Here is a 12,755-nt window from a genome sequence, read left to right on the forward strand (position 1 = left end):
ATGACGGCTGGCTGCGCAATTGCAGGTTCGCGGCGAGGCGCCGCTCCTACGGGATGCGTGAGCTGCTTTGTGTAGGAACCCCCGCCTCGGGGCGAAGCTGTTGGCTTTGTGCCGTCCTTGGCGCGGTGGCGTGCCAAGAACTGCACCGTTGATCCAGAGATCGCCGATTGATCAGCCTGAACGGGCTGCCAGCCCGTGTCGGCTCGGGTATAATCGCCGGCTTTTCCGTCCGATTTGCCGCGAGCGCTGACTACCATGGAAATCAATCCGATCCTCAACGCCATCAAGGACCTGTCCGAGCGAACCCAGTCAATTCGGGGGTATCTTTGACTACGATCACAAGCATGATCGTCTGGTCGAAGTAAACCGCGAGCTGGAAGACGCCAGCGTCTGGAACAAGCCCGAGTACGCCCAGGCCCTGGGCCGCGAGCGCGCCATGCTGGCGCAGATCGTCGAGACCATCGATGACCTCACCGGCAGCCTGGCCGACTCCAAGGACCTGCTGGACATGGCCGCCGAGGAGAACGACGAAGGCGCGGTGAACGACATCGTCGCCGAAGTCGAGCGCCTGCGCGAGATCCTCGAGAAGCTGGAATTCCGCCGCATGTTCAGTGGCGAGATGGACCCCAACAACTGCTACCTCGACATCCAGGCCGGCTCCGGCGGTACCGAGGCGCAGGACTGGGCCAACATCCTCCTGCGCATGTACCTGCGCTGGGCCGACAAGCGCGGCTTCAGTGCCGAAATCGTCGAGCTGTCCGAGGGTGAAGTCGCCGGCATCAAGGGCGCCACCGTGCACATCAAGGGCGAGTACGCCTTCGGCTGGCTGCGCACCGAGATCGGCGTGCACCGTCTGGTGCGCAAGAGCCCGTTCGACTCCGGCGCGCGTCGCCACACCTCGTTCTCGGCGGTGTTCGTCTCGCCCGAGATCGACGACAAGGTGGACATCGAGATCAACCCGTCCGACCTGCGCATCGACACCTACCGCTCCTCGGGTGCCGGTGGTCAGCACGTCAACACCACCGACTCGGCGGTGCGTATCACCCACGTGCCGACCAACACCGTGGTGGCCTGCCAGAACGAACGTTCGCAGCACGCCAACAAGGACACCGCCATGAAAATGCTGCGGGCCAAGTTGTACGAGCTGGAAATGCAGAAGCGCAACGCCGCCTCGCAGGCGCTGGAAGACAGCAAGTCGGACATCGGCTGGGGTCACCAGATCCGCTCCTACGTGCTCGATGACTCGCGCATCAAGGACCTGCGTACCGGCGTCGAGCGCAGCGACTGCCAGAAGGTCCTCGACGGCGACCTCGACGGCTACCTCGAAGCCAGCCTCAAGCAGGGCCTCTGACCTTGCCGCGCCGCGCATGCCCAGGCATGTGCGGCGCCGGACGAGCAGGCAGGCAAGCAATAATTATTGAAACAGGCGACCGATCGCCGACTCAGGAACCACCAAGATCATGAGCGACCAACAACTCGACCAGAACGAACTGCAACAGGAAGAAAACAAGCTGATTGCCCAGCGCAAGGAAAAGCTTGCTGCCGTCCGTGAGCAGGGCATTGCCTTCCCCAACGATTTCCGCCGCGACAGCCTGTGCGCCGACCTGCAGAAACAGTACGAGGGCAAGAGCAAGGAAGAGCTGGAGGCCGCGGCCATCCCGGTGAAGATCGCCGGGCGCATCATGCTCAACCGTGGCGCCTTCATGGTGCTGCAGGACACCTCCGGCCGTCTGCAGGTCTACGTCGACCGCAAGGGCCTGCCGGCCGAGACCCTGGAAGCGATCAAGACCTGGGACCTGGGCGACATCATCGCCGCCGAAGGTACCCTGGCCCGTTCCGGCAAGGGCGACCTGTACGTGCACATGAACAACGTGCGCCTGTTGACCAAGTCGCTGCGCCCGCTGCCGGACAAGCACCACGGCCTGACCGACACCGAGCAGCGCTACCGTCAGCGCTACGTCGACCTGATCGTCAACGACGAAGTGCGTGACACCTTCCGCGTGCGCTCGCAGGTGATCGCTCACATCCGTCGTTTCCTCAATGATCGCGGCTTCCTCGAAGTGGAAACCCCGATGCTGCAGACCATCCCCGGTGGTGCCGCGGCCAAGCCGTTCGAGACTCACCACAACGCACTGGACATGGCCATGTTCCTGCGTATCGCCCCGGAGCTGTACCTCAAGCGGCTTGTTGTTGGCGGCTTTGAGAAAGTGTTCGAGATCAACCGCAACTTCCGTAACGAGGGCGTGTCGACCCGCCACAACCCCGAGTTCACCATGCTCGAGTTCTACCAGGCCTACGCCGACTACCGCGACAACATGGACCTCACCGAGGAGCTGTTCCGCGAGCTGGCCCTGGCCGTGCTGGGCAGCACCGATGTGCCTTACGGCGACAAGGTGTTCCACTTCGGCGAGCCGTTCGTGCGCCTGTCGGTGTACGACTCGATCCTCAAGTACAACCCGGACATCACCGAGGCCGATCTCAACGACGTCGACAAGGCTCGCGCCATCGCCAAGAAAGCCGGCGCCAAGGTGCTCGGCCACGAAGGCCTGGGCAAGCTGCAGGTGATGATTTTCGAGGAGCTGGTGGAGAGCAAGCTGGAGCAGCCGCACTTCATCACCGAGTACCCCTTCGAGGTTTCGCCGCTGGCCCGTCGCAACGACCAGAACCCCAACGTCACCGACCGCTTCGAGCTGTTCATCGGTGGCCGCGAGATCGCCAATGCCTACTCCGAGCTCAACGACGCCGAAGACCAGGCCGAGCGCTTCCTCGCTCAGGTGGCCGAGAAGGACGCCGGTGACGACGAAGCCATGCACTACGACGCCGACTTCGTCCGCGCCCTGGAATACGGCATGCCGCCGACTGCCGGTGAAGGCATCGGCATCGACCGTCTGGTCATGCTGCTGACCAACTCGCCGTCGATCCGCGACGTGATCCTCTTCCCGCACATGCGCCCGCAGGCCTGATGCAGGAATCGAGAAGCCGCCTCCGGGCGGCTTCTTGCTATCCATTGCACGTCGGGTTCGTTCAAGCTGCGACAGGCTGAGGCATCAGCCCTGTTGGTCGGCCGGCGAACCCAGTACGCTGCCAGTCATAATCAGAACGTAGAGGTCCGCCCGCCGTGAGTCCTGTGCCTGCGCCCAAGAATGCCAGTCAGGCGGCCAACGCCGTTGTCGAAAGCGTCCAGTATCAGGGGCGCAAGGCCAGCCGACAGGGCAGCGAGCAGCGTCGCCAGGCCATTCTCGACGCCGCCATGCGCATCATCGTGCGCGAGGGGGTTCGCGCGGTGCGTCATCGCGCGGTAGCGGCCGAAGCCCAGGTGCCACTGTCTGCCACGACCTACTACTTCAAGGACATCGATGACCTGATCACCGATACCTTCGCTCAGTTCGTCGAGCGCAGTGCGGCGTACATGGCTGCGTTCTGGGCGGGTATCCAGGGCACGCTGCAGGAGATGGTCGGCCGTCTGGATGGCAGCGAGGCTGCCCGCCGTCGATTGGCCGACGAGATCGCCGAGCTGGCGCTGCAGTACGTTCAGCGTCAGTTGCGTGATAGCCGAGATCATCTGATCGCCGAGCAGGCGTTCCAGCAGGAAGCGTTGCTCAATCCTCGGCTCAGCGAGCTGGTGCGGGCTCATCGGCAGATCCTGCAGCAGGGCGTGACTCAGTTTTTCGAGGTGCTTGGTTCACGTCAGCCGGAGCAGGACGCGGTGTTGTTGACGGCCACCATCGTGCGGATGGAGTATCAGGGTTTGCTGGACGGCGTCGAGCATCTGGACAGCCAAGGAATGCTGGCCATCCTTAAACGCTACATGAACCTGGTTCTGGGGTTGTAAGTCTTCGATCTCGCGATCGAGCGGTTTTTCACAAGGAGAGCGAAATGAAAGCCTGGCGCGCACTGGTCGCCCTGTCCTTCCTGCTGTTGAGTGGTTGCCTGGTTACTTTCAAGGATCCGATCCCGGCCAACGAGGCAGCGCCCATCCCGCTGCTCGGGGAGTGGAGCCGCGAAGACGAGTGGGGCGATCAGCTGTTTCTGGAAATCACCCGCGCCGGCTCCAACCTCTACGAGGCGCGCATCTATGAAGGCAGCCCAGACAACGAGGACAGCTTCGAGGAGTTCGGCTTCACCGTCGCCCATCACGGCCGTCGCTGGTACGTCTCGGCCGGGTTGCCGAAAAGCCTGGGCGCCAATTTCGCCATCGCCGGTTTCGAGCTGACCCGGGACAACGAACTGGTGGTGTACAACCTCGATACCGACCGTATTCTTCAGGACATGGACAAAGGCCTGCTTGAAGGCCAGACGGTCTCCATGCCCGAAGCCGATGGGGCATTGATCACCAGCCCGCTGGACAAGGTGTTCGCCTATCTCGATGATCCGGCCAATGCCGACCTGTTCGTCGAGATTGCACGTTATCAGCGGGTTGCCGAGTAGGGAGCGTAATGAACAGCCAGCAGAAACTGGATGACTATCAACTCTGTATCCGCGCCCTGAGCGACCGTATCGTCGAGGCGCAGACACCGATCCGCGTGCTCGACGCGGTGAAATGGGACGACGGCATTCGCGACGGTTTTCTCAAGGCCAAGGGCAAGCAGCCGCCGGCCATCGACCGCGCCTACTACCAGGGCCGTCCGCTGGGCTTCGATGCTGCGGCCAAGCGCCTGGAGTTCCAGAACATCGAGCGTGATATCACCCGCCAGCTGGGCCAGTTCAGCCCGGTGGGACAGATCATGCGCCGTATGTGCCGCGAGTACCGCATGGTCATCCGCATGCTCGAGGCGCGTGGTACCGAGGATTTCGGCCTGATCAGCCAGGAGCTATACGGCTCGGCCTCGGACGCCTTCCACGCCGGCGACCCGACCCTGGCCGACCTCGGCCTGATGCTCTCCGATTACCTGAACAACATCGATGCCCGTGGCGATCTCGAAGACGAGGCCAAGACCCTCGGCGCCGGCGATGCGGTGAACATCCTCCAGCAGCGCCTGGCCCAGGTGTTCGGTGACGATACGGTACGCGTGCTGGAATCCGACGGTATCCTCGCCGATGCCGCCGCTGGTGCCGACTACATCAAGATCCGCAGTGATGCGCGCTTCAACGAGCGCGACGTCAAGGCGCTGGAGGTGCACGAAGGATTGGTGCATGTGGGCACCACCCTCAACGGCCTCAATCAGCCGATCTGCACCTTCCTGGCCAAGGGCCCGCCTTCGTCGACGGTGACCCAGGAAGGCCTGGCGATCCTCATGGAGGTGATCGCGTTCGCCTCCTACCCGACCCGTTTGCGCAAGCTGACCAACCGCACCCGCGCCATTCATATGGCCGAGGAGGGCGCAGATTTCCTTCAGGTATTCGAGTTCTTCCGTGAGCAGGGTTATGGCCTCGAAGGCAGCTACAGCAACGCCAGCCGGGTGTTTCGCGGCTCCCTGCCGAGCGGTCTGCCATTTACCAAGGACCTGTCCTACCTGAAGGGCTTTATCCTTATCTACAACTACATCCAGTTGGCGGTGCGCAAAGGCAAGCTGGAGCAGATTCCGCTGCTGTTCTGCGGCAAGACCACCCTGGAAGACATGCGCACCCTGCGCAAGCTGGTGGACGAAGGCCTGGTGCTGCCGCCCAAGTACCTGCCGCAGCAGTTCCAGGACATGAACGCGTTGTCGGCGTGGATGTGCTTCTCCAACTTCCTCAACCACCTGAGCCTGGACCGCATTGAAGCGGACTACGCCAACATCCTCTAGCAGGCGGTTGAAAAACTACCTGCGTTGCCATTGCTGCGTTATAAACAGGCTGGAACGCCAGCCCGGTCAAAATGCTCATTCACAGCTCGTAAACTCCACTTTTTCGCCTGTTTTTGCCTTGCACTGGCTGCCTCGGATACGTTTCAACGGCCTGCTAGTGCCTGCGGCCGCCTGCCAGTGGGCGGCCGTTGCTACCTGCCCACTCAAGGAATCCCCATGGCCAGCCATCAACTCGACTACGAAATCCTCGGCAGCTCGGCGCAGTCGGTGGAAATCATCCTCGACCCCGGTGAGACGGTGATCGCCGAAGCCGGGGCGATGAACTACATGACCGAGGGCGTACGCTTCGACACGCGCATGGGCGACGGCTCTTCCAGTGGCGTGCTGGGCAAGCTGTGGAGCGCCGGCAAGCGCATGCTCACCGGTGAGTCGTTGTTCATGACCCACTTCAGCAACACCGGCAAGGGCCAGGCGCGGGTCGCTTTCGCCGCGCCCTATCCCGGCACTGTGGTGCCGATCGAGCTGAGCCGGATCGGCGGCAAGCTGATCTGTCAGAAGGACGCCTTCCTCTGTGCGGCGCATGGCACCCGCATCGGTATCAGCTTCAGCAAGCGCATCGGCGCCGGCTTCTTCGGCGGCGAGGGCTTTATCCTGCAGAAGCTCGAGGGCGACGGGCTGGCTTTCGTTCATGCTGGCGGTACGGTGATTCGCAAGGAGCTGAACAACGAGACGCTGCGACTGGATACCGGCTGCCTGGTGGCTTTCAGCGACGGTATCGACTACGACATCGCCTTGGCCGGTGGCCTCAAGAGCATGCTGTTCGGCGGTGAGGGGCTGCTGCTGACCACGCTCAAGGGCACCGGCAGTGTATGGATTCAGAGCCTGCCATTCTCGCGCCTGGCCGAGCGTGTCTACATGGCGACCGTACAAGCCCGAGAGGAGGTTCGCGCCGGTGGTAAATAGGCTGCGAACCTGGGGCTTGCTGCTGGCCAGTCTGTGGCTGGCCGGTTGCAGCGGTTTGCTGTTCTATCCCGAGCCTGGGCTGCCGATCACGCCCGAGCGCGCTGGCCTGGCTTATCGCGACATTGAACTGCAGGCCGCCGATGGTACCCGTCTGCACGCCTGGTGGTTGCCGGTCAAGGCAGGCACGCCGGTCAAGGGTACGGTGCTGCATCTGCATGGCAACGGCGGCAATCTGGCCTGGCATCTGGGTGGCGTGCACTGGCTGCCGGAGCAGGGCTACCAGGTGCTGATGCTGGACTATCGCGGCTACGGGCTTTCCGCAGGCAAGCCGCGCTTGCCTGAGGTGTATCAGGATATAGACGCTGCATTCGCCTGGCTCGAACAGGCGCCAGAGGTCCAGGGTCAGCCACTGTTCCTGCTGGGGCAGAGCCTCGGCGGCGCCTTGGCCACGCACTACCTGGCCGAGCATCCCGAGCGCCGTGCAGCCTTGCGGGCCATGGCTCTGGATGGTGTGCCGGCGAGCTATCGCGATGTCGCGCAACATGCGCTGAGCACGTCCTGGCTGACCTGGCCGTTGCAGGTGCCGCTGTCCTGGCTGGTGCCGGATGGTGACAGTGCCATTCGCAGCATCGACAAACTCGAGGGCTTGCCGCTGCTGATCTATCACAGTGTTGACGACACGATCGTGCCGCTTTCCAATGGCCAGCGTTTGTATCAAGCTGCGCCCCCGCCACGTGCTTTCCAGACAACCCGCGGCGCACACGTGCAAACCTTCGCCGAACCCATCTGGCGCGAATCGTTGCTGGCGTTCTTCAAAGCGCCGCACGCTTTCCTCGAGCGCCCGGACCCGGCTACCGAATCTGCAATAGAGAGTCCGCAATGACCGAACGCAATCCCATTCCTCTGATTCTCACCGCCATCGGCAGTGTCGTTGGCACCGTTGGCGTGCTCTGGTACTACGGCTACGTGCATTTCGCCAAACCCGAAGATGCCTTGCTGCTGTCCGATTTCACCATGCTCAAGACCATTCCCGGTGAGGACTACAAGGTCTCGCTGAAACCGGCCAATCAGGTCGCTCAATGCGTCGACGGGGTGCTGGTGCTGTTCGATCTGGAGCAGAAGGGCCTGACCGGCGTGCTGGTCGACAGCAAGAAACAGGCGGTGCGCTGCATGGGCCAGGAGACCCCGGCGCTGGAGCAGTAAGAGCAAAGCCCAAAAAGAAACCCGCCATCAGGCGGGTTTCTTCATTGCAACGCTGCTGTCAGGCGCCGGTAGAGGCGCGCGGAGCCACGGGTTGGTTGTCGTTGGAGATGGTCACCTCCACGCGACGATTCTGTGCACGGCCAGAGTCGGTGGAGTTGTCCGCCACCGGATACTCCTTACCGTAGCCCTGGGCGACGATGCGCGACGGCGACACGCCAGCGCGAATCAGCGCGCGGCGTACCGACTCGGCACGACGCTCGGACAAGCCCTGGTTATACGTGGCGGAACCGACGCTGTCGGTATAGCCCTCGACGATCACCTGGCGTTCCGGGTTTTCCTGAAGGAAGCGCGCCAGTTGGGTGACGCTGGGCAGGGCGCTGCTCTTCAGCTCGGCTCTGTTGAAGTCGAACAGCACATCACCGAAGGTCACCAGCGTGCCGCGCTCGGTCTGCTTGGCGTTGAGGCTTTCCTGCAGTTTGCGAATCTGCGCATCGCGAGCATCCAGCAGTGCCTGAGCGCGTTGTGCCGATGCGTTTTTCAGCTCGTCTTCGGCACTACGCAAAACGATGGTCTGCTTCGCGACCTCGACGCGCTGATTGGTCAGGTAAGCCAGTTGGTCGACCTTTTTCTCATCCGCGTCGTTCATGTAGGCCTTGTCGGCCTTGTCCAGCCACTCCTTGGCTTCTTTGGTTTCCAGTGCTGCCAGCTTGGTGGCTTGCGGGTCGCTCTGCAGGGTGGAAAAGTTGCTGCGGGCCGACTCCAGGTTGGCGTTGGGCTGGTGCGAGCAGGCAGCCAGGCCGACACTCAGAGCCAGTAGGGCGGGGATCATCACGTGTTTACGCATGGCGATTCATCCTTATATCTGTCAGCGAATTGGGGAGGTGAGGGCGGCTCACTGTGCGTTGCGCATGCCTTCTTCACGCAGGTCCTGAACACCCTGACGGGCGTCCTGCAGCGCGCGTTCGGCCTTGGCAGCCTCGGCCTTGCGTTCGGCGAGGCGGGCATCCCATTCGGCTTGTTCAGCCAGGCGGCGAGCTTTCTCGTATTCCTCCTCGTGCATGGCGAATTCCGCTTCTTTCAGCTTGTCTTGCGCGGCTTTCATCTCCACCGGAGCAAATTCGGTTCCGCCGGCGCTGATCGCCGAATTCACGGCAGACTCGGTCACGGCGTATTGCTCACTGGGGGGATTGCCCGCGCAGCCGGCGAGCACGAGGCTGCTGGTCAGAGCCAGAGCAGCCAGTTTCAAGCCATGCAGGCGAGTGTGCGGGGTCTTCTCGGTACGGGTCTTCATGGCGGCTAACTCCATTTGAAACACTCCTATGAATGACGATATCCGTGGAAAACGGTGCATCGAGCAGTAGCCCCGTTCGAGGCTGGCATGCCGCGACGACCTGCAGTTGGGACCCGTATGCATCCTCAATGGTTCAGAAAAAAGAACAGGCTGCTTGCTATCTGAGTTCTGCAAGGGGCATCAGCTGGGCGAGTCGTGTCAGTAAGAATGACGCGTAGAAAAGCGAGTGGTGACGCTGAGGTGCCCACTTTTAGAGGGTTATAGGAATATGGTCGGGCTGGGATTGAGAGGGGCAAGGTAGCTAGACCTGCTGTTGCCCCTGTCATCCGCCGCAGAAGTGGCTCGCAAAGAGTCCTATGGTGTGACGAAAATAATGATCGCTGTTCGATATGCTGAACGATCAGTTGCTGGGTCAGGCCTGTTGGCTAACTCGCTCGTCATCTGTCGTGATTTCGCGCAGATATTTGCGTGACAGCGCCAGGAAGCGCGGCGTAGGTCCGACGTCCTCGTAGAGAGGGTCGCCCTGTTCATCCACCGCCACCACCTTGTTGCCCTGTACGTAAGGCAGGCTGGCTTCCAGTTCCTCCAGTGCTGCGCCGATCAATTCGCCCAGCAGTTCTTCGCTGTGATGCTTGGGATACATCTCCGTGAGCGCAGCCAGTCGAGCAGCCGCTTCCACGTCCAGATGAATCTGATAGCGGGTCGATGTCAGGCGTCCCTTGGCATTCTGTTCCCAGTGTTGTGCCAGCTCTCGAATTCTCATGCTGTATCTCCTCGCAGTTGACGCAAGCAGGGGCAAGCCCTGCAACAAGCCTAGACCCAGCGCATCTGTCCGCCGTGGTGCGCGTCGCACCCTTGTAAGAAGTTGGCGCGCTGGGCACTCTGTTGACATCGGTAAGGAGGAGGAGTGCGACATGGCAGAAATTGATGTGCGCCTGCGTGAAGAAGTGCACCTGCTTGGCGAGTTGCTGGGCAAGACCATCAGCACCCAGTTGGGCGATGAGTTCCTCGACAAGATCGAGCGCATTCGCAAGGACGCCAAGGCGGGGCGGCGTGGCTCGGCTACCGACACGGGGCAACTGGCCAGTACGCTGGGCCAGTTGGAGGATGAAGAGCTATTGCCAGTGGCGCGCGCCTTCAACCAGTTTCTCAACCTGGCCAATATCGCCGAACAGCAGCATCGTGTGCGACGTCGCCGTGCAGATGAGCCAGAACCCTTCGAGCTGAGTGTGCTCGATGAACTGCTCGAGCGCCTGCTCGCCGCAGGCCAGGGCCCGGAGGAGCTGGCGCGTCAGCTTGGTCGTCTGGATATCGAGCTGGTACTCACGGCACATCCCACCGAGGTGGCGCGGCGTACCCTGATCCAGAAGTACGACGCCATTGCCGCCCAGCTGACCGCACTGGACCACAGCGATCTGCTGCCCACGGAGCGCGAGCACATCGTCGAGCGTTTGCAGCGGCTGATCGCTGAGGCCTGGCATACCGAGGAGATCCGCCGCAGTCGTCCCAGTCCGGTGGACGAGGCCAAATGGGGCTTCGCCGTTATCGAACATTCGCTGTGGCACGCCGTGCCGCAGTTTTTGCGTCGTGCCGACAGGAGTTTGCAGACCGCCACCGGTCTGCGCCTGCCGCTGGAGGCTGCGCCGATTCGCTTCGCTTCCTGGATGGGCGGCGACCGTGACGGCAACCCCAATGTCACTGCGCGGGTAACGCGCGAGGTGCTGCTGCTGGCACGCTGGATGGCCGCCGATCTCTATCTGCGCGACATCGACCAGTTGGCCGCCGAGCTGTCCATGCAGCAGGCCAGCGCCGAGCTGCGCGCTCAGGTCGGTGACAGCGCAGAACCCTATCGTGCACTGCTCAAGCAGTTGCGCGAGCGCCTGCGTGAGACGCGCCGCTGGGCGCAGCAGTCGCTCGACAGCGACATCGCACCGAGCAGCGCAGTGCTGCGCGACAACCATGATCTGCTGGCGCCGCTGCAGCTGTGCTACCAGTCGCTGCATGCCTGCGGCATGGGCGTGATCGCGGACGGTCCGCTGCTTGACTGCCTGCGCCGTGCGGCCACCTTCGGCCTGTTCCTGGTGCGCCTGGACGTGCGCCAGGACGCTGCCCGCCATGCTGCGGCACTGTCGGAAATCACCGACTACCTGGGGTTGGGAAAATACGCCGAATGGGATGAAGAGACGCGGCTGGGATTTCTCCAGCGCGAGCTGGAGAATCGCCGGCCGCTGTTGCCCGTCGACTATCGTCCCTCGGCAGACACTGCCGAAGTGCTGGCGACCTGTCGTGAAGTGGCGGCGGCCCCGGCGGCATCGCTGGGGTCTTACGTGATCTCCATGGCCGGCGCTGCCTCCGATGTATTAGCGGTGCAACTGCTGTTGAAGGAGGCCGGGTTGCGCCGGCCGATGCGTGTGGTGCCACTTTTCGAAACCCTGGCCGATCTCGACCACGCCGGCCCGGTGATCGATCGTTTGCTCGGCCTGCCGGGCTATCGTGCGCGTTTGCATGGACCACAGGAGGTGATGATCGGTTACTCCGATTCGGCCAAGGATGCCGGTACCACCGCAGCGGCCTGGGCGCAGTATCGCGCCCAGGAGGAGCTGGTGCGGCTGAGCCAGGCGCATCAGGTTGAACTGCTGCTGTTTCACGGCCGTGGTGGTACCGTGGGGCGTGGCGGTGGTCCGGCGCATGCGGCCATTCTGTCGCAACCGCCCGGCTCGGTGGCAGGACGTTTCCGTACCACCGAACAAGGGGAAATGATCCGCTTCAAGTTCGGCCTGCCGGATATCGCTGAGCAGAACCTCAACCTCTATCTCGCCGCGGTTCTGGAGGCTACGCTGCTACCGCCGCCAGCACCGCAACCGAGCTGGCGGGCGATGATGGATCGTCTTGCCGATGTTGGCGTGAAGGCTTATCGCGGCGTGGTGCGTGAGCATCCACAATTCGTCGAATACTTCCGCCAGGCCACGCCGGAGCAGGAGCTGGGGCGCCTGCCGCTGGGCAGCCGTCCAGCCAAGCGACGTGAAGGTGGCGTGGAGAGCCTGCGGGCGATTCCGTGGATCTTCGCCTGGACCCAGACACGTCTGATGTTGCCGGCCTGGCTGGGCTGGGAGCAGGCTCTGGGCCAGGCATTGGCGGGCGGCGATGGTGAGCTGCTGAAAGAAATGCGTGAAGGCTGGCCGTTCTTCCGCACGCGCATCGACATGCTGGAGATGGTACTGACCAAGGCAGACGCCAGTATTGCTGCACTCTACGATGAGCGCCTGGTCGAGTCGGGGCTGCAACCGTTGGGGGCACAATTACGCGACCTATTGTCGCAGGCCTGCTCCGCCGTACTGGAACTGACCGGTCAGTCTCGCCTGCTTGCGCACAACCCGGAAACGCTGGAATCGATTGGTGTGCGCAACACCTATCTCGATCCTCTGCACCTGTTGCAGGCCGAGTTGCTGGCCCGCTGCCGGCGGCGCGAGCAGGCGCCGGAGAGCCCTCTCGAACAGGCGCTGCTGGTCAGTGTGGCAGGTATCGCAGCAGGCTTGCGCAATACCGGCTGAGGCTCCGGAGCAGCCGGGAGA

General features: G+C 62.6%; 12 protein-coding genes. 9 read left to right on the forward strand and 3 right to left on the reverse strand.

The window, feature by feature from the left end; translation table 11 throughout:
* Positions 1-255 precede the first annotated feature (255 nt).
* The 8 genes from prfB (at position 256) to ACJRW5_RS06035 (ending at position 7,892) form a co-directional block, all read left to right on the forward strand.
* A protein-coding gene (prfB, locus tag ACJRW5_RS06000; protein WP_484569621.1) for a peptide chain release factor 2 occupies positions 256-1,351 on the forward strand; the annotation gives its coding sequence in 2 pieces (ribosomal slippage) (positions 256-327 and positions 329-1,351; 1,095 coding nt in all).
* A 109-nt stretch (positions 1,352-1,460) separates the two neighbouring features.
* Positions 1,461-2,963 (forward strand): lysine--tRNA ligase, encoded by a 1,503-nt coding sequence (gene lysS / locus ACJRW5_RS06005; protein WP_484569622.1) that lies wholly within the window; start codon positions 1,461-1,463, stop codon positions 2,961-2,963.
* Positions 2,964-3,118: 155 nt separating this feature from the next.
* The gene (locus tag ACJRW5_RS06010) at positions 3,119-3,832 is read left to right on the forward strand and encodes a TetR/AcrR family transcriptional regulator (RefSeq protein WP_484569623.1); all 714 of its coding nucleotides are present in this window, start codon (positions 3,119-3,121) and stop codon (positions 3,830-3,832) included.
* Between the two features lie 44 nt (positions 3,833-3,876).
* Positions 3,877-4,428 (forward strand): hypothetical protein, encoded by a 552-nt coding sequence (locus tag ACJRW5_RS06015; RefSeq protein ID WP_484569624.1) that lies wholly within the window; start codon positions 3,877-3,879, stop codon positions 4,426-4,428.
* Between the two features lie 8 nt (positions 4,429-4,436).
* The gene (locus tag ACJRW5_RS06020) at positions 4,437-5,726 is read left to right on the forward strand and encodes a flavohemoglobin expression-modulating QEGLA motif protein (protein WP_484569625.1); all 1,290 of its coding nucleotides are present in this window, start codon (positions 4,437-4,439) and stop codon (positions 5,724-5,726) included.
* 216 nt (positions 5,727-5,942) lie between these two features.
* Positions 5,943-6,689, forward strand: a complete 747-nt coding sequence (locus ACJRW5_RS06025) for a TIGR00266 family protein (RefSeq protein WP_484569626.1) — start codon at positions 5,943-5,945, stop codon at positions 6,687-6,689.
* Positions 6,679-7,572, forward strand: coding sequence for an alpha/beta hydrolase (locus ACJRW5_RS06030; RefSeq protein ID WP_484569627.1), 894 nt, complete (start codon positions 6,679-6,681; stop codon positions 7,570-7,572). Before ACJRW5_RS06025 ends, ACJRW5_RS06030 begins: the two co-directional genes overlap by 11 nt.
* Positions 7,569-7,892 (forward strand): PA3694 family proteiin, encoded by a 324-nt coding sequence (locus ACJRW5_RS06035; protein ID WP_484569628.1) that lies wholly within the window; start codon positions 7,569-7,571, stop codon positions 7,890-7,892. Before ACJRW5_RS06030 ends, ACJRW5_RS06035 begins: the two co-directional genes overlap by 4 nt.
* 58 nt (positions 7,893-7,950) lie before the next feature.
* Here ACJRW5_RS06035 and lptF read toward each other — a convergent pair whose 3' ends face one another.
* The 3 genes from lptF to ACJRW5_RS06050 all read right to left on the reverse strand — a co-directional run bounded on the left by lptF (position 7,951) and on the right by ACJRW5_RS06050 (position 9,946).
* The gene (gene lptF / locus ACJRW5_RS06040; protein WP_484569629.1) at positions 7,951-8,736 is read right to left on the reverse strand and encodes a lipotoxin F family OmpA-related lipoprotein LptF; all 786 of its coding nucleotides are present in this window, start codon (positions 8,734-8,736) and stop codon (positions 7,951-7,953) included.
* 48 nt (positions 8,737-8,784) lie between these two features.
* Positions 8,785-9,198 (reverse strand): DUF4398 domain-containing protein, encoded by a 414-nt coding sequence (locus ACJRW5_RS06045; RefSeq protein WP_484569630.1) that lies wholly within the window; start codon positions 9,196-9,198, stop codon positions 8,785-8,787.
* A gap of 397 nt (positions 9,199-9,595) precedes the next feature.
* Entirely contained in the window at positions 9,596-9,946 is a 351-nt protein-coding gene (locus ACJRW5_RS06050; RefSeq protein ID WP_484569631.1) for a pilin assembly protein, read from the reverse strand.
* Positions 9,947-10,097: 151 nt separating this feature from the next.
* On the opposite strand from ACJRW5_RS06050, the gene ppc reads away from it, so the two are divergent.
* Entirely contained in the window at positions 10,098-12,734 is a 2,637-nt protein-coding gene (gene ppc / locus ACJRW5_RS06055; protein WP_484569632.1) for a phosphoenolpyruvate carboxylase, read from the forward strand.
* The last annotated feature ends 21 nt before the right edge of the window (positions 12,735-12,755 follow it).

Origin of the sequence: Pseudomonas pichavaramensis (genome assembly GCF_050473265.1) — a bacterium.
Classification (GTDB): domain Bacteria; phylum Pseudomonadota; class Gammaproteobacteria; order Pseudomonadales; family Pseudomonadaceae; genus Aquipseudomonas.